General features: G+C 29.0%; 23 protein-coding genes. 13 read left to right on the top strand and 10 right to left on the bottom strand.

All coding sequences use genetic code 11. The features are described 5' to 3' along the window. Positions 1–5: 5 nt before the first annotated feature. The 3 genes from ABDX67_RS08370 to ABDX67_RS08360 form a co-directional block, all read right to left on the bottom strand. Positions 6–851, bottom strand: a complete 846-nt coding sequence (locus ABDX67_RS08370; protein WP_347174547.1) for an ABC transporter permease — start codon at positions 849–851, stop codon at positions 6–8. A gap of 78 nt (positions 852–929) precedes the next feature. Next, on the bottom strand, positions 930–1,829 hold the full coding sequence (locus ABDX67_RS08365; RefSeq protein ID WP_347174545.1) for an ABC transporter ATP-binding protein: 900 nt from the start codon (positions 1,827–1,829) through the stop codon (positions 930–932). Between the two features lie 96 nt (positions 1,830–1,925). Beyond that, on the bottom strand, positions 1,926–2,408 hold the full coding sequence (locus tag ABDX67_RS08360) for an IS1096 element passenger TnpR family protein (RefSeq protein ID WP_347174544.1): 483 nt from the start codon (positions 2,406–2,408) through the stop codon (positions 1,926–1,928). Positions 2,409–2,480: 72 nt separating this feature from the next. Here ABDX67_RS08360 and ABDX67_RS08355 point away from each other — a divergent pair, with 72 nt between their 5' ends. Together ABDX67_RS08355 and ABDX67_RS08350 are read left to right on the top strand one after the other, a co-directional pair. After that, entirely contained in the window at positions 2,481–2,900 is a 420-nt protein-coding gene (locus ABDX67_RS08355; RefSeq protein ID WP_347174543.1) for a PaaI family thioesterase, read from the top strand. Between the two features lie 3 nt (positions 2,901–2,903). Beyond that, positions 2,904–3,950 carry a chorismate-binding protein gene (locus ABDX67_RS08350; protein WP_347174541.1) on the top strand — a complete coding sequence of 349 codons (1,047 nt, stop codon included), beginning with the start codon at positions 2,904–2,906 and terminating at the stop codon, positions 3,948–3,950. A 52-nt stretch (positions 3,951–4,002) separates the two neighbouring features. Here the strand turns inward: ABDX67_RS08350 and ABDX67_RS08345 are convergent, their stop codons facing one another. Together ABDX67_RS08345 and ABDX67_RS08340 are read right to left on the bottom strand one after the other, a co-directional pair. Further along, a complete protein-coding gene (locus ABDX67_RS08345) occupies positions 4,003–4,365 on the bottom strand; it encodes a PUR family DNA/RNA-binding protein (RefSeq protein ID WP_347174540.1) in 363 nt (120 codons plus the stop codon). 81 nt (positions 4,366–4,446) lie between these two features. Next, positions 4,447–6,201 (bottom strand): ABC transporter ATP-binding protein, encoded by a 1,755-nt coding sequence (locus tag ABDX67_RS08340; RefSeq protein WP_347174539.1) that lies wholly within the window; start codon positions 6,199–6,201, stop codon positions 4,447–4,449. Positions 6,202–6,368: 167 nt separating this feature from the next. Here ABDX67_RS08340 and ABDX67_RS08335 point away from each other — a divergent pair, with 167 nt between their 5' ends. From ABDX67_RS08335 to ABDX67_RS08290, 10 genes are all read left to right on the top strand, one after another. After that, on the top strand, positions 6,369–7,469 hold the full coding sequence (locus ABDX67_RS08335; RefSeq protein ID WP_347174538.1) for a Glu/Leu/Phe/Val family dehydrogenase: 1,101 nt from the start codon (positions 6,369–6,371) through the stop codon (positions 7,467–7,469). Positions 7,470–7,546: 77 nt separating this feature from the next. After that, complete coding sequence (nusB, locus tag ABDX67_RS08330) at positions 7,547–8,485, top strand: transcription antitermination factor NusB (RefSeq protein WP_347174537.1); 939 nt, start codon at positions 7,547–7,549, stop codon at positions 8,483–8,485. A 30-nt stretch (positions 8,486–8,515) separates the two neighbouring features. After that, positions 8,516–8,974 (top strand): DUF1573 domain-containing protein, encoded by a 459-nt coding sequence (locus ABDX67_RS08325; RefSeq protein WP_347174536.1) that lies wholly within the window; start codon positions 8,516–8,518, stop codon positions 8,972–8,974. 14 nt (positions 8,975–8,988) lie between these two features. After that, on the top strand, positions 8,989–9,300 hold the full coding sequence (gene yajC, locus ABDX67_RS08320) for a preprotein translocase subunit YajC (RefSeq protein ID WP_347174534.1): 312 nt from the start codon (positions 8,989–8,991) through the stop codon (positions 9,298–9,300). Between the two features lie 117 nt (positions 9,301–9,417). Continuing rightward, the gene (locus tag ABDX67_RS08315; protein ID WP_347174532.1) at positions 9,418–10,359 is read left to right on the top strand and encodes a CdaR family protein; all 942 of its coding nucleotides are present in this window, start codon (positions 9,418–9,420) and stop codon (positions 10,357–10,359) included. Between the two features lies 1 nt (position 10,360). Further along, positions 10,361–10,942: a dephospho-CoA kinase gene (gene coaE, locus ABDX67_RS08310; RefSeq protein ID WP_347174530.1), complete on the top strand. Its 582-nt coding sequence runs from the start codon at positions 10,361–10,363 to the stop codon at positions 10,940–10,942. Positions 10,943–11,060: 118 nt separating this feature from the next. Beyond that, entirely contained in the window at positions 11,061–12,629 is a 1,569-nt protein-coding gene (locus ABDX67_RS08305; RefSeq protein WP_347174529.1) for a sensor histidine kinase, read from the top strand. Between the two features lie 21 nt (positions 12,630–12,650). Continuing rightward, positions 12,651–13,346: a response regulator transcription factor gene (locus ABDX67_RS08300; RefSeq protein ID WP_347174528.1), complete on the top strand. Its 696-nt coding sequence runs from the start codon at positions 12,651–12,653 to the stop codon at positions 13,344–13,346. 90 nt (positions 13,347–13,436) lie between these two features. Continuing rightward, positions 13,437–14,057 (top strand): L-threonylcarbamoyladenylate synthase, encoded by a 621-nt coding sequence (locus ABDX67_RS08295; RefSeq protein WP_347174526.1) that lies wholly within the window; start codon positions 13,437–13,439, stop codon positions 14,055–14,057. Then, complete coding sequence (locus ABDX67_RS08290; RefSeq protein WP_347174525.1) at positions 14,057–14,533, top strand: SRPBCC family protein; 477 nt, start codon at positions 14,057–14,059, stop codon at positions 14,531–14,533. The genes ABDX67_RS08295 and ABDX67_RS08290 overlap by 1 nt, the downstream gene beginning before the upstream one ends. On the opposite strand, the gene ABDX67_RS08285 is transcribed toward ABDX67_RS08290, so the two are convergent. Both ABDX67_RS08285 and ABDX67_RS08280 read right to left on the bottom strand, forming a co-directional pair. Continuing rightward, positions 14,525–15,523, bottom strand: coding sequence for a glycosyltransferase family 2 protein (locus tag ABDX67_RS08285; protein ID WP_347174523.1), 999 nt, complete (start codon positions 15,521–15,523; stop codon positions 14,525–14,527). The two genes, ABDX67_RS08290 and ABDX67_RS08285, sit on opposite strands and share 9 nt — an antisense overlap. Positions 15,524–15,710: 187 nt before the next feature. Continuing rightward, complete coding sequence (locus tag ABDX67_RS08280; protein WP_347174522.1) at positions 15,711–16,154, bottom strand: type I restriction enzyme HsdR N-terminal domain-containing protein; 444 nt, start codon at positions 16,152–16,154, stop codon at positions 15,711–15,713. Positions 16,155–16,253: 99 nt separating this feature from the next. Here ABDX67_RS08280 and holA point away from each other — a divergent pair, with 99 nt between their 5' ends. Then, positions 16,254–17,258 carry a DNA polymerase III subunit delta gene (gene holA, locus ABDX67_RS08275; protein ID WP_347174521.1) on the top strand — a complete coding sequence of 335 codons (1,005 nt, stop codon included), beginning with the start codon at positions 16,254–16,256 and terminating at the stop codon, positions 17,256–17,258. Positions 17,259–17,351: 93 nt separating this feature from the next. Here holA and ABDX67_RS08270 read toward each other — a convergent pair whose 3' ends face one another. Genes ABDX67_RS08270 through ABDX67_RS08260 form a run of 3 tightly spaced genes read right to left on the bottom strand, consistent with a single transcriptional unit; the run spans position 17,352 to position 20,276 of the window. After that, positions 17,352–18,389, bottom strand: coding sequence for a M28 family metallopeptidase (locus tag ABDX67_RS08270; protein WP_347174519.1), 1,038 nt, complete (start codon positions 18,387–18,389; stop codon positions 17,352–17,354). Positions 18,390–18,449: 60 nt separating this feature from the next. Beyond that, a complete protein-coding gene (locus ABDX67_RS08265) occupies positions 18,450–19,250 on the bottom strand; it encodes an ABC transporter ATP-binding protein (protein WP_347174518.1) in 801 nt (266 codons plus the stop codon). Continuing rightward, positions 19,251–20,276: a FecCD family ABC transporter permease gene (locus ABDX67_RS08260; protein ID WP_347174517.1), complete on the bottom strand. Its 1,026-nt coding sequence runs from the start codon at positions 20,274–20,276 to the stop codon at positions 19,251–19,253. Between the last annotated feature and the right edge of the window lie 77 nt (positions 20,277–20,353).

Raw genomic sequence — 20,353 nt, 5'->3', positions numbered from 1 at the left:
AAGAATTATAAATCTCTCTTTTTTAACAATGCAAATGACAAGTAAATAAAGATTGCTGTCCAAACAGAGACGATAATAATATCCGTAAACTGGACTGAAAAATCTTTTGTTATTTGTTCACCAATTTGGTTAGCTACAGATTTTACTGCTCCAAGTCTTGTAAACGGCTCTTTGATTAAATTAGACATTGCTTCTAATGGTAAGAATTGCATAATGCTATTTACATGCTCTGTTGTGTTATCTTCATTTCTAAAAGAATAGAATAAATAACCTTTAAACATACTTTCAATAATCAGCCAAACAACCATTGCGCCGACTGCAAAAGCAGAACGTTTTACTAGAATACCTAAAAATAAACCAAAGGAGAAAAACCCAACCAATTTGATAAAAAATGCTAGTAAATATTCTAAATCTGAAATAATGATAGAAAATTCATTATAATCAGAATACACAAAACCTAAAATTAACGAAGTTACAAATACAAAAAGTGTAGAAACTGCAGCAAAAATAAGTACTGTATAAAATTTAGAAAGAATAAATTCTCTTTTACTTAAGCCGTCAATCAAATTTTGCTTTAAGGTTTTATTGCTGTATTCGTTTGCCATCATAGATACAATTACCAACAATAAAAAGAATTTGAAAAGGGAAGCCATATAGGTGTTGAAATGCCAGATATAAGGAAAATTAAAAATCCCTTGATCAGCTAAATGAAACTTAACAGGGCCAATATCAAATTTAATGGCAGCAATTAATGCAATTGAAGTTAATAAACCAAAGTAAATAATAGACAATACTTTACTTGCTCTGTTGTGTTTTAATTTATGAAATTCTATATTTAGTAATCTAAACATGGTGTGTTATATTTTTATGAATTTGTTCTCGCCTCTCGACTCCGCTCGAGATGACATTTCGAACTAATATTCAGTTAGTTAATTGTTGTTTGTTAAATCTAGGAATTGTTGCTCTAAACTTGGTTTGCGTTTAAGCAAGTGCGATAAGGTAATTCCTTTGCTAAATAAATAAGCGTTCATTTCTGAAGCTGTCATTTCGTCTTTTAACGTTGCAATGATTGTTTCTTCCTCTTTTTTTACAGTATGTATTGAAGCATGACTTTCTAATAATTCCATGAGTTGTTCTTCATTACTGTCAACTTTAAGTTCAAACAAACCTTTTGAAGCAGTCATTTCATCAACTCGACCAGAATACAATTTGATTCCTTTTCTAATCACAACTACATGACTACATACTTTTTCAACTTCGTCTAATAAGTGAGAAGCCAATAAAATGGTTGTTCCGTTTTTAGCGATATTTTTAATGATTTGTCTAATTTCATGAATTCCTTGCGGATCTAAACCATTTGTAGGTTCGTCTAAAATTAAAATCTCAGGATTATTTAACAATGCAGAAGCAATTGCCAAACGTTGTTTCATTCCTAAAGAAAATGTTCTAAACTTGCTATCTCTACGTTCGTATAGGTTAACAGTTTTTAGTTTTTCATCTATACTTTCGTAAGAAACGCCTTTAATTTTACAAATCAATTTTAAATTTTGAGTTGCGGTCATATACGGATAAAAGTTTGGGCGCTCAATTATGGCTCCAACTTTTTTCAATGCTTCGTGTGTTGATAAACCGCCGTTAAACCAGCTAAATTCGCCCGAAGTTCTGTTTACAACATTTAAGATGATTCCTAAAGTGGTAGATTTTCCACTTCCGTTTGGACCTAATATTCCGTAAACATTTCCTTTCTGAATATCAAAAGAAAGATTGTTTACAGCGTGAACAGGACCAAATTTTTTGTCTAAATTTTTAAGAGATAAGATAGTTTCCAATGAAATTGTTTTAGTCGATTATGGTTATACGACGAACAAGTTACGGAAATGTTACTTGAATTTGTAGAATTTTAAAATGGATGAAAAAACTATAGTTTAATAATTATCAAAATCGTAATCTTCAAAAGAATCAAACTCGTCATCAGAAAACTCGTCTTCTTCTTTTTCTGCAACAAACTCTTTTTCTGGAGCTTCATCAGGAACCTCTCCAACAGACATGATTATTTTAGGCTCGTTAACTTCTTCTTTAGAGATTTCAACAACTTCTACGTAGAAAGTCCATAAGCTAAAAAAGTCATAAACGTAAATCAACTTATCTTCTGTGTTTGGCAGTGTTTCATTTAAGATGCAAGTGCTCATAGAAATTTCATCACCAAATTCTGACATGTTAAACAACGGAATTTCTTCGCCTTGATTCCATTCGTCATTTGTTCTGTAAAAAGACGCCATTTCTTGACCATTAAATCCAAATGATTTTGCAATTAAAGAATGTAATTCTTCTAAGTTAATAGCGTTATTTACTGTAATTGTTCTAATTACATCTTCTTTGGTGTCTAATATGATGCGTACTTTATACATTCAGATTTTCTTCTAATACTGACCACAAAAATACAATAAATTATATGTATTTTTACCATTAAATTCATCAGAATGTTAGACAAAGAAGCAATTTTAAATAGATTTAATAAAATGTGTGAAAACACATTAATGGAAACCTTAGCAATTCGTTTTACTGATGTTGGTGATGATTTTGTTGTTGCAACAATGCCAGTAAACTCTAAAGTGCATCAACCTTATGGTTTATTGCATGGCGGAGCTTCTGTTGCTTTAGCAGAAAGTGTTGGTAGTGCAGCTTCGGCGTATTTTATAGATACTCAAAAGTACATTGTTAAAGGTATAGAAATAAGTGCAAATCATTTAAAAAGTGTAAAAGAAGGAATTGTAACTGCAACCGCAAAAATAATACACGAAGGAAGAACCACACATTTGTGGGAAATAAGAATTGTGAATGAAAACAATGAGCTTGTTTCTCTTTGTAAACTCACAAATATTATTTTGGAGAAGCAATAAACTATGCAGTTACTTTTAGATAAAATTAAAGAAGCTTACAAAAATAATTTGCCATTTGTTGCGTATAACAAACCAAATGACACTAACGTTTTTGGAATTTTTCAAAAAGATGCTACTTTACATACAATTACCACAAATTTTATGCAAACTGGTTTTGTGTTTGCGCCTTTTAGTTCGTCAGAGAAAACTGTCTTTTTCCCTTTGGATGAGTCAGATTATATAAAGGAATCATTCTTAAAACAACAACTTCATTTTAAAGAAAAAGCATTTTATAACGATGCTTCAAAAGCAACACATATTGAAATTGTACAAAAAGCAATTGATGCTATCAACAAAAATGATTTTAAAAAAGTTGTTATTTCTAGAAAAGAAATAATTGAATTAAATGGTGTAGAAGTAGAGGTAATTTACAATAGGTTATTGCAATTATATCCAAATGCTTTTGTGTATGTTTGGTTTCATCCACAAGTTGGTTTGTGGTTTGGTGCAACGCCAGAAACCTTGTTAAAAGTAAAAAACAACAGCTTTTCAACCATGTCTTTAGCAGGAACGCAAGTTTTTAAAAAAGATGAAAAAGTAATTTGGAACCCTAAAGAAATTGAGGAACAACAAATTGTAACAGATTATATTTTAAACAAGCTTTCTGCATTTTCTACCAACTTAAAACAATTAAAAACCGAAACTGTAAAAGCAGGTTCTTTGTTGCATTTAAGAACAGAAATTAAAGGGAATTTAACCAAAGAAAAATTATTTTCTTTAGTAAACTTATTGCATCCAACTCCAGCTGTTTGCGGTTTGCCAAAAACAGCAGCAAAACAATTTATTTTAGAAAATGAAAGTTACAATCGTTCTTATTACACAGGTTTTTTAGGTGAATTGAATAGCAATACAAATAAAGATTCACATTTATTTGTAAACCTAAGATGTATGGAAATTAAAAATAAAAATGCAGAAATTTATGTTGGTGGTGGAATTACAAAAGAGAGTAATCCAGAAAAAGAATGGGAAGAAACGGTTGCCAAAAGTAACATAATGTTAAAAGCTTTATAAATAAAAACGTCCTCTAATTTAGAGGACGTTTTTTGTGAGAATTATTTGAATTTTAGATGTCGTCAAAAGAAACATCTGTAAAGCTTTCTGTTGATTTGATAGGCTCAGTTGTAACTTCTTCTTTTTTATAATCTTTTTGATGTCTTTCGCTAATTACTTCTTGTCCTTTTTCTGTTACAATATAGTCAGTTGCAGCTTTTAACATGTCGTTAAACTCTTCAAAATCTTCTTTGTACAAATAAATTTTATGCTTTTGATAATGAAAAGAGCCATCATCATGTGTAAATTTTTTACTTTCTGTAATTGTCAAGTAATAATCATCTGCTTTTGTTGATCTTACATCAAAAAAGTACGTTCTTCTTCCTGCTCTTAAAACTTGAGAAAAAATCTCTTCTTGTTCTACTCTCTCAGCCATAATAATTTATAATAGAATTAATTTTTGTTTGTTGTTTGTTGAACAAATCTAAAAAAATATTTTACTTTTTCTAACTAAAGATTAGTTTTCTTTTTCTAAAAGTTGTTGTTCGTACAATTCTTTGTAATATCCATCTATTGTTAGTAGTTGATTATGAGTTCCTTGCTGCGCAATTTCGCCATTCTCTAGCACAATAATTTTATCAGCATTTTTGGCTGATGAAACTCTGTGACTAATGATAAAAGTGGTTTTTTCTTTTGATACTTTTTCTAGATTAGAAAGTATCTGTTCTTCTGTTTCTGTATCTACAGCAGATAAACAATCATCAAAAACTAATATTTTCGGATTTTTGATTACAGCTCTTGCAATGCTTAAACGCTGCTTTTGTCCGCCAGAAAGCGTTACGCCACGTTCTCCTAAAATGGTTTTGTAATTATCTTTAAACTCAATAATATTATCGTGAATTACAGCATTTTTTGCTGCTAAAATAATTTCTTCTTTTGTAGCATCTTCTTTTCCAAATTTGATATTATTTTCAATCGTATCAGAAAATAAAAAAGGATCTTGTGGTACAAAACCAATTTGATTTCTTAAATCTGTTAAATTTAATTCTTTTATTGGTGTGTTGTCAATTAAAACAGTCCCTTCAGAAGCATCGTACAATCTAGAAATTAAATTAATTATTGATGATTTTCCTGATCCAGTGTTTCCTAAGATGGCAATTGTTTTACCTTTTTCAACAGAAAAATTGATGTTTTTTAATGCAGTAATATTGGTGTCGTCATAAGTTAAACTCACATTTTTAAATGATACAGAACCATTAACTTCTGTATTGTTTTTTGCGGTATTTTTTATTTCTGGTACTTCTTCTAAAAACTCATTTATTCTTTGTTGCGAAGCTTCTGCTTGTTGCACCATAGAAGTTACCCAACCAACAATGGCAACTGGCCATGTTAAAATATTTACATATAAAATAAACTCAGCAATTACTCCAATCGGAATTTCGCCAGCGATGTATTGTTTACCACCAATATAAATTACCAATAAATTACTTATTCCAATTAATAAAACCATCAACGGAAAAAAGACAGCTTGTACTTTATATAAATCGATATTTTTTTCCTTACTATCATTGGCCAATGTGTCAAAATTTTGAATGATAGATTTTTCAATTCCGTATGATTTTACAACATTAATTCCAGAGAAAAACTCCTGATTAAATGTTGTTAATTTTGATAAGTATTGTTGAACAATGGTACTTTTTTCATTGATAATTTTACTGAGCATAAAAATTGAAACAGATAAAATCGGAAACGGAATTAATGTGTATAAAGTTAGTTCTGGATCTATGCTAAACATTTGATAAAAACCTACAACAAATAATACAATCATATTCATACTATACATTATTGCGGGTCCAAAGTACATTCTCACTTTAGAAACATCTTCGCTAATTCGGTTCATTAAATCTCCAGTTCTATTCTTTTTATAAAAGTTGATAGACAATCTTTGGTATTGTTGATAGATTTCGTTTTTTAAATCAAATTCTATCAAACGAGAAGTAACAATAATGGTTTGACGCATTAAAAAAGTAAAAAAACCGGCAACCAACGTAACGGCAATAATTAATAAAATATTAATTAAAAGTTGGTGTTTTACATCGTCTGTATTTGCAACTGTTCCTTTCCTATATTCATCAACAATGTTAAAAGAATCTCCAATAAACCTCGGAATTCTTAATGATAAAATTTTAGACAAAACAGTAATTACAATTCCAATTAATAATCGGTATTTATATTTTAAAAAGTATTTATTTAAATATTGTAATGCTTTCATTTACAAACGTTATTGCTGTATTTTTAAATTTTCTATTTTTTTGATGATTTTATTATTCTTAATAATATCATAATTAAATAGTGTTTCTTTTGTTTTGATTTGCTAAAAACTTATTTTTGCACCATAAAATTTAAGAAATATTAAATTTCAATTGTAAACACTTAATAATGACAACAAAAATTTTAGATACAAAAGAATTAAATAATGATCCAGTTTTTGGTCAATTTTCTTTTGATGGTCATGAGCAAATCGTTTTTTGCAACGACGAAGATACAGGATTAAAAGCAATTATTGGTATTCATAATACGGTTTTAGGACCAGCTTTAGGAGGAACAAGAATGTGGACATATCAAAGCGAATGGCACGCTTTAAATGATGTTTTGCGCTTGTCTCGAGGTATGACTTTTAAATCTGCAATTACAGGATTAAATCTTGGTGGAGGAAAAGCAGTTATTATTGGTGATGCAAAAACACAAAAAAACGATGATTTAATGCGTCGTTTTGGTCAGTTTGTAGATTCTTTAAGCGGAAAATATATTACAGCAGAAGATGTAGGAATGGAAACTCGCGATATGGATATTATTAGAGAAGTTACACCACATGTTACAGGAATTTCTGAAAGTAAAGGAGGATCAGGAAATCCATCGCCAATTACTGCTTACGGAGTTTATATGGGAATGAAAGCTGCAGCTAAATATCAATTCGGAACAGAAAATTTAGACGGAAAGAAAATTCTTGTTCAAGGAGTTGGTCATGTTGGAGAAACGTTGGTAAAACATATTACAGACGAAGGAGCACAAGTTATTGTAAACGATATTAACGAAGCTCGTTTAGAAGAATTGAGTAAAAAATACGGAGCAAGTATTGTTTTAGGAAACGATATTTACGGTTTAGATGTAGATATTTATGCGCCATGTGCTTTAGGTGCAACAATAAATGATGATACAATAGATCAGTTAAAAGCAAAAGTGATTGCTGGAGCAGCAAATAATCAATTGGCTGATGAAGTTAAACACGGAAGATTATTAAAAGAAAAAGGAATTGCTTACGCGCCAGATTTTTTAATTAATGCTGGTGGAATTATCAATGTTTATGCAGAGTTAGAAGGTTACGGAAGAGATGAAATTATAAGAAAAACAGAAAACATTTACAATACAACTTTAGATATTTTTAATCTTTCAGAAAAAGAAAACATTACAACTCATGGAGCAGCATTTAATATTGCACAAAGCAGAATTGATGCTCGTAAAAAAGAACAAAACAAGTAGAAAATTTCAATAAAAAGTATATTTTTGCAGAGCGTTAGAATTTTCTACCGCTCTTTTTTTTAAATAAGTTCTTTAGAATGATTAATAGAAGACATATTAGAGTCAAAGTAATGCAATCGGTTTATGCAATGACAACTTCAAAAGCTGATGATTTAGTAAAGGAAGAAAAATTCTTAAAATTTAGCATTCAAAAATTGTTAGACTTGTATGTTTTGCAATTGCAAATGTTGGTTGAAGTTCAAAAATTAGCTACTCAGCAAATAGAGCTTTCTAAAAAGAAACATCTTGCAACTAAAGAAGATTTACAGCCAAACACTAAATTCATCAACAATAAAGTAATTGCAACAATTGCAAATAGCAATTCTATTTCTGATTATATTTCTAATCAGAATTTAAACAATTGGAAAGATGATAATGAATATGTAAACATTATTTGGCAGAAATTACAAACTAGCAGTTTGTATAGCAAATACATGAATTCTACAGAAGATTCTTTTAAAGCTGATAAGAATTTTATTCATGACTTTTTTACAGAAATAATTGCGCCAGATGATAAATTAGCAGAATATTATGAAGACCAAACAATTAGTTGGTTAGATGATATTCCTTTTGTAAATACTTGGATTTTAAGAACTATAAATAAGGTTAAAGAAAATAAACCATTGCTTTTAGGAAGTATTTACAAAGATGAAGATGATGAAAAATTTGTCTTAGAATTGTTTAGAAAAGTAATTTTAAATCATACAAAGTATGAAGAAGATATTAGCAGTAAAACGCCTAATTGGGAAGCAGAGAGAATTGCAGACATTGATATGATTTTAATAAAAATGGCAATTACAGAATTTTTAAAATTTCCATCAATTCCTGTTCGAGTTACCATTAATGAATATATAGAAATATCAAAAGATTACTCAACAAATAAGAGTGGTTATTTTATAAACGGAGTACTAGATAAACTGTCTAGAGAATACTCTGAAAATAAAAGACTTGATAAAATAGGTAGAGGATTGTTATAATTTAGTATTTTTACATAAAATTTTTAAATCATGAGAAAAATAATTGTTTTTAGTTTAGCTGTTTCGTTAGGGTTTTTAACAGCATGTTCAAAAGGTAATGCAGCTGCAAAAGTAGATCAATCTAAATTGGCAGAAGCAATGAAAAGAGATATTGATATTAGCAAAGGAGCGCCAATTGTTTCTTTAGATAAAAAAGAATACGATTTTGGAACTGTTACAGACGGAGATATTATTGAAACAACTTTTGTAATTACAAATACAGGTAAATCTCCTTTAATTATTACTGATGCAAAAACTACTTGTGGTTGTACAGTACCAACTTGGCCAAAAGACAAGCCAATTGCACCAGGAGAATCTACAGAAATAGAAGTAGTATTTAATACAGCTGGTAAAGGTGGTGGAAGACAAGTAAAAGATGTAACATTATTTACAAATACTGCTGTTGGAAGAGAGATTTTAAAATTAAAAGGAATTGTAAATCGTAAATAAGAAATAATTAAAGAATGATATTTTTACAAGCAAGTACAAGTGGAATAGGTAGTATGTTACCTTTTTTAGCAATGATAGTGGTCATCTATTTTTTTATGATTAGACCACAAATGACAAAACAAAAGAAAGAAAAAAAGTTTCAAGCAGAAATTAAAAAAGGAACTAAAGTTATTACAAGTAGCGGAATTCACGGTAAAATTGTAGAAATTCACGAAAATGACAATACAGTTACAATTGAAACTGGCGCAGGAAAAATAAAATTTGAACGTGCGGCTATTTCTTTGGAGTTAACAAATAAGTTAAACGCTCCTGTAGCAAAAAAATAAGATTCATAAGAATCAAAAAAAAAGAGAGCAATTTGCTCTCTTTTTTTTTGAATAAATCTTTGCAACGTTGTGTTTTTAAATTGCTTTATGTAGCTTGCAAGTATTAATTAGAAGTATATGCAAAAAGGAAAAAATCGACATAAAATTCCAAAATCTTTTTTTGTTGCATTAATTGTTGCTTTATTTTTTTGGTTGCTAACAAAGCTTTCAAAAGAATATCAAGCAGTTGTTTCTTTTCCTGTAGAATATGTAAACATTCCGCAAGATAAATTAATACAAAGTACACCGTTAAATAAAATTGATGTCCAGGGAAGAGCTTCTGGTTTTAGATTTTTAAACATGAGTCTTTTTAAGAAAAAAATTACATTAGATGTTCGAAAATCGCAGCGGAAATTAAACTCAGAATATTATATTTTAATTGAAAATCAAAAGATAGATATTCAAAATCAAGTTGCAAATAACTTTATTATTAACGGAATTGCACAAGACACCATTTATTTAGATTTAGGACAGTTAACTTCAAAGAAGATTCCTTTAAAAGGGATTTTTGATTTTTCTTATAAATCTGGATATCACTTAACAAAATCAATAAAAATAACACCAGATTCTATTTTAGTTTCTGGGCCAAAATCGCAAATAGATACGTTACAAAACTTTCATCTTCAAAAACTAACATTACAAGATATTTCAAAAACAGTTAAACAAACTATTAAAATTAATTCTTTTTCTGATTTGATAAAATTTAGTACAAAAGAAGCAACAGTTTTAGCAGAAGTAGATCGTTTTACAGAAGGAAATCTTGAATTACCTTTTGAAATAATTAATTTACCAGACAGCGTTTCGGTAACTACATTTCCTAAAAGCGTACAGATTTTTTACCAAGTAGGTTTGGCTAATTTTAGTAAAGTAAATGCAACTTCGTTTAAAATTGTTTGCGATTATAACAACTCGTTAAATAATCATTTAAATTATTTAATACCTAGAGTTGTTGTAAAACCAGACTTTGTTACTTCGGTAAAGATAAATCCAAATAAAATAGAATATTTAATTCAGAAATAAAATGGTAGTTGGTTTAACAGGCGGAATTGGAAGCGGAAAATCTACAGTTGCTAGAGCATTTCAAGAAATTGCAAATGTTGCTATATACTTTGCTGATGATGAAGCGAAGAAACTAATGACAACTTCATCAATTATTAAAAACCAGATTTGTAAAGAATTTGGCGATGAAGCTTATCAAGGAAATCGATTAAATAGAGCTTTTATTGCTAATCTAGTTTTTTCAGATAAAGAGAAATTAACAACTTTAAATTCAATTGTACATCCAGAAGTTTATAAACACTTCACGGCTTTTGTAAAAGCAAATTATAACAAAGAATACATTCTTTATGAAAATGCCATTTTATTTGAAAACGAAAGCGATATTTTATGTGATAAAATAATTACAGTTATTGCCGACGAAAACTTAAGAATACAACGTGTTGTAAAAAGAGATAATACTACAGAAGCAGCTGTAAAAGATAGAATTAATAATCAATGGAAAGATTCAAAAAAAGCATTATTATCTAATTACATCATTACAAATAACACATCAAATAACTTGTTAGATCAAATTATAAAGATTCATAATAATTTAACAAAATAGCCGACTTTAGTTTTTATATATTTAGTATTATTCTTAAAATATTCTTAAATTCTCACTACTTTTGTTAATATGCGTTAAAATCGTTAATTTAACCTAAATAAACGCATATTTTTGAAGAATGGGTAAGAAAATGTTTGTCCTTATTGTAGCTTTAATGAGCTTTTCTTTAATCGGAATTGTAACGGTACAAGTGTACTGGATTAGCAATGCGGTAGAAACAAAAAATGCACAATTTTTAAACGATGTTCAAATCGCATTAACAAGTGTTTCTGAAGAAGTTGCGGAAAAAGAATATGCAGAATATCGACGAAGAATTAAGCCTCTTTTAGACAAACCAATAAACATTACAAGTAACCAATTGCGTAATTTTGTTTTACAACAGCAAGATACAACTGGTAAACAAATTTCTGCCTATAGTTTAACAGTTTTAGAACAAAACTTTAAAGTTCCAGCAGATTTTTTAGAAAATGATAGTTTGGTTGTAAAAAAAATTACGGGTAGAGAAGATATTTTTAATTCAAATAGTTTTTCTCCAAATACTGATTTTTTAAAAAATAATACGTCTCAAATCTTCACCTCTATAAAAAGGTTTAAAAATGAGGAAGAAGCATTTATAAAGGATGTATATAATGAATTTAGAAATTCAACTCCAATTCATCAAAGAATTAGTAATAGAGATTTAAATGCAACCTTAAAAAATGAATTTACAAAAAGAGGAATTCATATCGACTTTAAATACGGTGTTTACAGTTCTGATGGATATTTAACAAATTTAAAATCTGGCTATTATACAATTAACAAGGCAAATAGTATTGGATCTCCTTTATTTGTTGATGAAAGCGGAGATAGTAAATTTAAATTATATGTTACTTTTCCAAATAAACAAGAGCATATTTTAGGAGATATTTCTAACATTTTATTGCTTTCGGTATTTTTTATATTTATAATTATTGTAGCCTTCTCAAGTTCGTTGTATCAGATTATTAAGCAGAAAAAAATATCTGAAATAAAATCAGATTTTATCAACAACATGACACACGAGTTTAAAACTCCGATTGCAACCATTAATCTAGCATTAGATGCGATAAAAAATCCGAAGATTATAAATGATAGCGAAAAAGTAAATCGGTATGTAAAAATGATTCGTGAAGAAAATAAGCGAATGCACGCACAAGTAGAAAATGTATTGCGAATTTCTAAATTAGAGAAAAATCAAATTGATATCAATAAATCTGCAATCGATATGCACGATATTATTGAAGATGCAATTTCTCATGTTCGCTTGTTGGTAAATGATCAAAAGGGAAAGATTACAACAAATTTACATGCATTACAATCAGAAGTTTTAGGAAATGATTTACACTTAACAAATGTTGTTGTAAACATCTTAGAAAATGCTTTAAAATATTCTAACAAAGAACCCAATATAGAAGTTCTTACAGAAAGCACTTCTAAATTTTTTATTTTAAAAATAAAAGATGACGGAATTGGAATGAGTAAAAATGCACAGAAATATGTGTTTGATAAGTTTTATAGAGAACATAAAGGAAATATTCATAATGTAAAAGGTCATGGTTTAGGCTTGGCTTATGTAAAAGAAATTGTAGAAAGCCATCAAGGAACGGTTTTTGTAGATAGTGAAAAAGGAAAAGGAAGTACATTTACGGTAAAATTGCCATTAATTTAAAAAATAATAAATATCAATATTATGGGAAGTAAAAAAATATTATTAGTAGAAGATGATCCAAATTTTGGAACAGTTTTAAAAGATTATTTAGGATTACATGATTACAATATTACGCATGCTAAAGACGGAATTGAAGGTTTAATCGAATTTAAAAACAACGATTTTGACTTATGTATTTTAGATGTAATGATGCCTCGTAAAGATGGTTTTTCTTTAGCAGCAGATATTCGTGCTACAAACAAAGAAATTCCTATCATATTCTTAACTGCTAAAACAATGAAAGAAGATGTTTTAAAAGGATATCAAGTTGGTGCAGACGATTACTTAAACAAACCTTTTGATTCTGAAGTATTATTGTTTAAAATAAAAGCAATTTTACAAAGAAAAGAATCTGATGTTAGTAAAGAATCTGATGAGTTTGAGTTTACAATTGGTAAATTTTTCTTCAATTCTAAATTAAGACATTTATCTTATAATGGCGGTGAAAATCAAAAATTATCTCCAAAAGAAAGCAAATTATTAAAAATGTTAGCCGTTCATAAAAACGATTTAATGCCAAGAGAATTAGCGTTGACAAAGATTTGGAGAGACGATAATTACTTTACTTCTAGAAGTATGGATGTGTACATTGCAAAATTGCGTAAATATTTAAAACAAGACGAAAATGTTGAAATTTTAAATATTCATGGTGAAGGATTTAGATTGGTAGAAAATTAGAAAAAAAAACTTCACGTAATAAAAATGCTCAATAGAATTTCTATTGAGCTTTTTTATTAACTTTACTTTTAGAAGTAAAAAAATAAAAAGATGGCAAAATTTATTAAAATTTATAGCGAAAATCCTAATCCGAAAGAGATTGACAAAGTTGTAAAAGTTTTACAAAATGGCGGATTGGTTATTTATCCAACAGATACCGTTTATGGTTTAGGTTGCGATATTACAAACACAAAAGCGTTAGAAAAAATTGCAAAAATTAAAGGAATAAAATTAGATAAAGCTAACTTTTCTTTTGTTTGCAACGATTTAAGTCATTTATCCGATTATGTAAAACAAATCGACACAGCAACATATAAACTTTTAAAAAGAGCGTTGCCTGGACCTTATACATTTATTTTACCTGGATCTAATTCACTGCCAAATGCTTTTAAAAAGAAAAAAACAGTCGGAATTCGGGTGCCAGATAATTCTATCGCTTTAGAAATTGTGAGAGCTTTGGGCAATCCAATTGTTTCTACATCTATTTATAGTGATGATGATATTTTAGAATACAATACAGATCCAGAATTAATTTTCGAAAAATGGCAAGATAAAGTAGATATTGTAATTGATGGTGGTTATGGAGATAACGAAGCTTCTACAGTAATCGATTTAACAAATGCTGAACCTTTGGTGTTAAGAGAAGGAAAAGGTAGTTTAGATATTTTATAATGCCAATAATTATAATTGAAACAGAGATAAACTCAAAACAAAATATTGTTTTTGATTTAGCAAGAAGTATTGATTTACATAAAATTTCTACCATTAAAACAAACGAAGAAGCAATTGCAGGAAAAACCTCAGGGTTAATAAGTTTAAATGAATCTGTTACTTGGAAAGCAAAACATTTAGGATTTAGCCAAAAGTTAACTACCAAAATAACAGCACATAATTCTCCTGAATATTTTGTTGATGAAATGACAAAAGGAATTTTCAAAAGCTTTAAACATGAACATATTTTTAAAAAAATAAATGGAAAAACATTGATGATTGATAAATTTGATTATAAATCTCCTTTTGGTTTTTTAGGAAAAATCGCAGATTTTATTTTTGTTAAAAATTATATGACCAAGTTTTTAAAAGAAAGAAATCAAATAATTAAAGAATTTGCTGAAACAGAAAAATGGAAACAAGTGTTATTACCTTAAATTCTTAAATTTCCTTCTTCCCAAAAAGAAATATTGCCACACAATACTTGTGTGTAAATTGTAGTCCATTTTTTTCTGACGGTTTTTACGTTTTTTTAAAAATCGATTAAAGTGTCTGTAAAAACTAAAATGCGCTTTTATAATTGCCCAAGTGTGTATTGGTCTTAGTTCAATGATAAATTTAATTCCTGCAATTCCGTCTAAAGTTAAACGAGAAAAAACCACAAATAAAAACCATTTTTTGGGTACATTTTTTACCACATTTAACAAACTATTTCTAAAATTTAAAAATGTTTTATGCGGATTTGTTTCTTGCAATGTTGCTCCACCAACATGATACACCGTAGAAGTACCAACGTATTTTATTTGAAAACCTTCATTTTGAGTTCTCCAGCACAAATCAATTTCTTCTTGATGCGCAAAATAATCTTCGTCAAAACCACCTAATTGATGATATACTTTTGAACGGATAAACAAACAAGCGCCAGAAGCCCAAAATATTTCTGAAATATCGTCAAATTGTTTGTTGTCGGTTTCTAAATGATTAAATACGCGTCCTCTACAATATGGATATCCGAATAAATCGATAAATCCGCCAGCAGCACCAGCGTATTCAAACTTCGTTTTGTCTTTAAAATCTAGTAATTTTGGCTGAATAATCGCGGTATTTTCTTCTTCTTTAAAAACCTCGATAACCGGAGTTAGCCAATTTTTGGTAACTTCTATATCAGAATTTAATAAGCAATAAATATCTTCTTCAACATATCGCAAAGCATCGTTATACCCTTTTGCATAGCCACCATTTACGGTGTTTTCAATAATTTTCACAGAAGGATATTGCTCTTTGATAAAACGAATTGAATCGTCAGTAGAAGCATTGTCTGCAACATAAACTGTAGCTTCTTCTGTACTAAAATTTATGACAGATGGTAAAAATTGCTCTAACAATTTCTGTCCGTTCCAATTTAATATGACGATTGCGGTTTTCAAGGTTGCAAACTTACGTTTTAAAAATTATTTGAACATATAAGAATTCGTTAATTTAATGGAATTTGTCATTCCGAAATTAGCTGACGTTTAGAAGCAAATTTGAGAAATCTCATCAAAAAGAAAACAAAAAAATGATAAGTGAAATTCTTTTTAAAAATTTTGAATCGAGAACTTTGCTACACAAGTTTTATTTATAATCCGGAATGTCTTTTAAGAAAATATAGGTTTCGTTTTCAAAATCCATTTTACAAAAAAAATGTTCCAATCCGTTGGTTACAATTAAGTAATTTGCTTTTAATTTTAAGTTGTAACGAGCAATTTGATCAAAAGTGTCTTGAGAAATTTTAATTTGTGGCGCTTTACATTCTACAATAATATCTGGCTCTCCGACCGCATTAAATATTAAAATATCCGTTCTTTTTTTACGATTATTAATTGTTAATTGTTTTTCTAAAGCAATTAGTGAAACAGGATATTTTTTCTCCTCAATTAAAAATTGCACAAAATGTTGTCGAACCCATTCTTCTGGAGTTAAGACAAAATATTTTTTTCTCAAATTATCAAAAATAAGCGTATGTTTTTCGTTACTTTTGAGTTTGAAAGAATAAGTTGGAAGATTGAGTTTTTGCATATCTATTGCCACGAATATCACAAATTTTTGTGGAAGAAAAAAGAGAACGAATACAATTTATTTAATCAGTCAATTCGTGGCAAAATTATAAGTAAAAAAATGAACGAAATAAATTCTATTGTAAGCGATATTAAAAACGGAAACGTAAAACCCATTTATTTTTTAATGGGAGAAGAAGCATATTATATTGATAGAATTTCTGATTTAATAGAAGCTACCGTGTTGGATGAAGCCGAAAAAGGGTTTAATCAAGTTGTCATGTACGGTAGAGATGTTTCTATAGAAGAAATAGCATCTTCTGCGAAACGATATCCAATGATGGCAGAAAAGCAAGTTATTATTGTTAAAGAAGCACAAGATTTAAGTAGATCCATAGAAAAGTTGGTTTCTTATGTTGAAAATATTCAACCAACTACTGTTTTGGTTATCAATTACAAGTACAAAAAGTTAGATAAGCGTAAAAAACTATACAAAGCAATTGAAAAAGCAGGCGTTATTTTTGAAAGTAAAAAATTATATGACAATCAAGTTTCAGATTGGATTCGTAGAGTTTTAAACGGTCGGAATTATAAGATTGAACCAAAAGCGGCGTTAATGTTGGTAGAATTTTTAGGAACCGATTTGAGTAAAATCAACAACGAACTCGAAAAGTTAATTACCATTTTACCAAAAAATTCGATTATTACTCCACAACATATCGAAGAAAATATCGGAATTTCTAAAGACTTTAATAATTTTGAATTGCGAAAAGCAGTAGGAGAGAAGCACATTGTAAAAGCAAATCGAATTATCAATTATTTTGCAGAAAATCCAAAGAGCAATCCAATTGTGATGACTATTTCTTTATTGAATAGTTTCTTTACACAAGTTTTGCAATATCACGGCTTAAAATCTAAAGACAAAATGAGCGTTGCAAAAGGTTTGGGAGTTAACCCTTATTTTGTTGGAGATTATGTTACTGCAGCTAAAAATTATCCGATGCGAAAAGTTTCTCAAATTATTGGTTTATTAAGAGAAGCCGATGTAAAAAGTAAAGGTGTTGGTGCCAATGGAATACCGCAAGCAGATATTTTAAAAGAGCTACTTTTTAAAATTATGCATTAGTATAGTTATTTTTTTATTAAAAATCAGTATAGAAGTAATTAATAAACAAAAACCTCGCAAATAGCGAGGTTTTTAAATATCTTAAAAAGAATATTATTCTTTTACTTCTGTAGCTTTGTCAACAATTAATCTATTTTCTCTGTTAGCAATTTCCCAAGCTGTATGGAAAACCAAACGAGATCTATTTTCTAACAAATCGTAATTAATTTTGTCTGGCGTATCTGTGTGTTGATGATAATCTTCGTGTGTACCATTAAAATAAAAGATAATTGGCACATTGTATTTTGCAAAATTATAATGATCTGATCTGTAGTAAAAACGATTCGGATCATTTTCATCATTGTATTTGTAATCTAAAGAAATGTTAGTGTATTTAGCATTCATTGCTTCAGATAAATCATGCAATTCTGTACTTAATTTATCAGCACCAATTAAATAGACAAAGTTTGGATTGTCTTTATGTCTGTCGTCAATTCTACCAACCATATCAATGTTTAAATTAACAACCGTGTTTGCAATCGGAAAAATTGGATTTTCAACATAAAATTTAGAGCCTAATAATCCTTTTTCTTCTCCAGTTACGTGTAAAAATAACACAGAACGCTTTGGTCTTTTTCCGTCTTTTACTGCTTTTTGAAATGCTTCTGCAATTTCTAATAAAGCAACAGTTCCAGAACCATCATCATCTGCACCATTATATATTTTACCACCTTTTATTCCTTCGTGATCTAAATGTGCAGAAATAACAATTATTTCGTCTGGTTTTTCAGAACCTTTAATATATGCAACCACATTTTCAGAATCTTTTAAACCTCTAGCTCTTCCGCTATTTAAAAAAGAAGCTGGTACTTCTTGGTAATAATCATTGCCGCCTAAAGGTGATGCAATTCCTTGTTCTACATAAAAATTCTTTAAATAAGCTGCCGCTTTTTTCTGTCCTGGTTCACCGGTTTCTCTACCTTCAAATTCATCAGAAGCGTAAATAAATAAATGTTTTGCTAAATCTTTTTCTGTAATTGTTGCTGCGTATTTTTCTGCATAATCTATATTAGGATCTATAGATGCGTTTTTACTTGTGCTACAAGAAACTAATAAAGCAATAATACTAGCAGAGAGAATTAATTTTTTCATTTGGTATTTGTTATAGTGTGGATTGATTTGTAATAGACATTAACTCCAAATATAAAAAAATTAATTGTCTTTACTGATAGTAAATTGGCGTAATCTTTTGTTAAAACTTAAGATTTCTTTAGGAAATAAATTTTCGAGTTTATTTTGCTCAATTAGGTCTTCTGTTTTACCAGAAAACACATCATTTGCACTCATAATAATTAACTCATCAACAATATCAATTGCTAAATTAATTTGATGTGTAGAAATTAAAATTGTTTTCTGAGTTGTTGCTACTAAGTTTTTTAAAAGCTGAAATATTTTATACGTATGATGCATGTCTAAATGCGCAGTTGGTTCGTCTAAAATGATAACATCGGTGTCTTGCGCCAAAGCTCTGGCAATTAAAACTCGTTGTAATTGTCCGTCGCTTAATTCATAAAATCGATGGTCTTTTAAATGTTCCACTTCGGTAAGTTGAATAGCAACATTTATTTTTTCGATATCTATTTCTGACAAGGTATCAATCCAATTTGTATATGGTTGTCTTCCAAGTGCAATCAATTCGAAAACAGTTAATTGACTTTCGGGCAATCGTTCTGTTAATACCAAACTTAAGTTTGTAGCCAATTCTTTGTTAGTATAAGTAGATAGGTTTTTATCATTTAAAAAAACATCTCCAGATATTTGATTTTGTACTTTAGAAACGGTTCTTAATAAAGTCGATTTTCCGATTCCGTTTTTTCCTAACAGCGCAATAAATTTTCCTTTTTCAATAGCTAAATTAACATCATTAGCAATTATTTTTTTTGCTTTTTTCTGCTGATAACCAATAGTTAATTTTTTGGTTTCTAAAATGATATGTTTCTTAGAAGTGCTCAATTAAACGTATATTTTTTTCTTTCTGATTAACAGCCAAATTACAACTGGCGCACCAAATAACGAAGTAATTGCATTGATTGGTAGCGTATATTCTAGCGTTGGTAATTGAGCAATAATATCGCAAATTAACAAAACGATTGCGCCTGTAATTGCAGTAGCGGGAATTAATATTTTATGATTTGATGTAGTAAAAATTAATTTTGCAATATGTGGAACAGCCAATCCTATAAAAGCAATTGGACCAGAGAATGCTGTGATTACACCAGTTAATAAACTTGTAATTATTAAAATAATAATTCTACTTTGTTTGATGTTAATTCCTAAACTTTTCGCATATTTTTCTCCTAATAAAAAACTGTTTAACGGTTTTATAATTGCAAAAACTCCTGCAAAACCAATAAGATAAATGATGATAAAAACAGCTAATTCATCCCAAGATAAATTCCCTAAACTTCCAAAACTCCAAAATACATATTGTTGAATTTGTTCTGCTTCACTAAAGTAAGATAAAACGCTAATTATTGCAGCAGTAAAGCTTCCAAACATCAATCCGATAATTAAAATAGACATGGTATTCCGTACTTTATTTGCTGCTAAAATAACTGCGGATAATACTAAAAAAGAACCTAAACTCGATGCAATTGCAATTGACCAATTTGTTGGTTGTAGAAATAGAAAGCCACCAAAAAAAGAAGAACCTAAAATTAATAAAGCCACACCTAAACTTGCACCAGAAGAAATTCCTAAAACAAACGGTCCAGCTAACGGATTTCTAAATAATGTTTGCATCAACAAACCACTTATTGACAATCCAGAACCTACTAAAATTGCTGTTATAGCTTTTGGCAATCTAAAATTTACAATAATTGTTGTCCATTCTTCTCTTATACTTTCGTCACCTAAAAAAATGGCAAAAATATCTTTAAAAGGAATTGAAACCGAACCAAAACTAATATTTAAAAAACATAATACAACTACTAAAATTAGTAGTAAAATAAACTGTTTTGTATATGTTTTTTTGTTCATAAAAAGAGAAATATCTACTCAAACGGAGGCGAGACCTAGTCAAGATTAAAACCTCTCGACTCCGCTCGAAGAGACAA

It is taken from the genome of Polaribacter uvawellassae (assembly GCF_039748955.1).
Taxonomy (GTDB): Bacteria; Bacteroidota; Bacteroidia; order Flavobacteriales; family Flavobacteriaceae; genus Polaribacter; species Polaribacter uvawellassae.
The sequence above is the reverse complement of the archived record's forward strand: the minus strand, read 5'-3'. Positions and strand labels throughout refer to the sequence as shown.

Excerpts from the sequence above, each read along its gene's own strand:
- ABDX67_RS08370 (WP_347174547.1), bottom strand. The coding sequence starts at position 851 with ATGTTTAGATTACTAAATATAGAATTTCATAAATTAAAACACAACAGA.
- ABDX67_RS08360 (WP_347174544.1), bottom strand. The coding sequence starts at position 2,408 with ATGTATAAAGTACGCATCATATTAGACACCAAAGAAGATGTAATTAGA.
- ABDX67_RS08355 (WP_347174543.1), top strand. The coding sequence starts at position 2,481 with ATGTTAGACAAAGAAGCAATTTTAAATAGATTTAATAAAATGTGTGAA.
- ABDX67_RS08350 (WP_347174541.1), top strand. The coding sequence starts at position 2,904 with ATGCAGTTACTTTTAGATAAAATTAAAGAAGCTTACAAAAATAATTTG.
- ABDX67_RS08345 (WP_347174540.1), bottom strand. The coding sequence starts at position 4,365 with ATGGCTGAGAGAGTAGAACAAGAAGAGATTTTTTCTCAAGTTTTAAGA.
- ABDX67_RS08340 (WP_347174539.1), bottom strand. The coding sequence starts at position 6,201 with ATGAAAGCATTACAATATTTAAATAAATACTTTTTAAAATATAAATAC.
- ABDX67_RS08335 (WP_347174538.1), top strand. The coding sequence starts at position 6,369 with ATGACAACAAAAATTTTAGATACAAAAGAATTAAATAATGATCCAGTT.
- nusB (WP_347174537.1), top strand. The coding sequence starts at position 7,547 with ATGATTAATAGAAGACATATTAGAGTCAAAGTAATGCAATCGGTTTAT.
- ABDX67_RS08325 (WP_347174536.1), top strand. The coding sequence starts at position 8,516 with ATGAGAAAAATAATTGTTTTTAGTTTAGCTGTTTCGTTAGGGTTTTTA.
- yajC (WP_347174534.1), top strand. The coding sequence starts at position 8,989 with ATGATATTTTTACAAGCAAGTACAAGTGGAATAGGTAGTATGTTACCT.
- ABDX67_RS08315 (WP_347174532.1), top strand. The coding sequence starts at position 9,418 with ATGCAAAAAGGAAAAAATCGACATAAAATTCCAAAATCTTTTTTTGTT.
- coaE (WP_347174530.1), top strand. The coding sequence starts at position 10,361 with ATGGTAGTTGGTTTAACAGGCGGAATTGGAAGCGGAAAATCTACAGTT.
- ABDX67_RS08305 (WP_347174529.1), top strand. The coding sequence starts at position 11,061 with ATGGGTAAGAAAATGTTTGTCCTTATTGTAGCTTTAATGAGCTTTTCT.
- ABDX67_RS08300 (WP_347174528.1), top strand. The coding sequence starts at position 12,651 with ATGGGAAGTAAAAAAATATTATTAGTAGAAGATGATCCAAATTTTGGA.
- ABDX67_RS08295 (WP_347174526.1), top strand. The coding sequence starts at position 13,437 with ATGGCAAAATTTATTAAAATTTATAGCGAAAATCCTAATCCGAAAGAG.
- ABDX67_RS08290 (WP_347174525.1), top strand. The coding sequence starts at position 14,057 with ATGCCAATAATTATAATTGAAACAGAGATAAACTCAAAACAAAATATT.
- ABDX67_RS08280 (WP_347174522.1), bottom strand. The coding sequence starts at position 16,154 with ATGCAAAAACTCAATCTTCCAACTTATTCTTTCAAACTCAAAAGTAAC.
- holA (WP_347174521.1), top strand. The coding sequence starts at position 16,254 with ATGAACGAAATAAATTCTATTGTAAGCGATATTAAAAACGGAAACGTA.
- ABDX67_RS08270 (WP_347174519.1), bottom strand. The coding sequence starts at position 18,389 with ATGAAAAAATTAATTCTCTCTGCTAGTATTATTGCTTTATTAGTTTCT.
- ABDX67_RS08260 (WP_347174517.1), bottom strand. The coding sequence starts at position 20,276 with ATGAACAAAAAAACATATACAAAACAGTTTATTTTACTACTAATTTTA.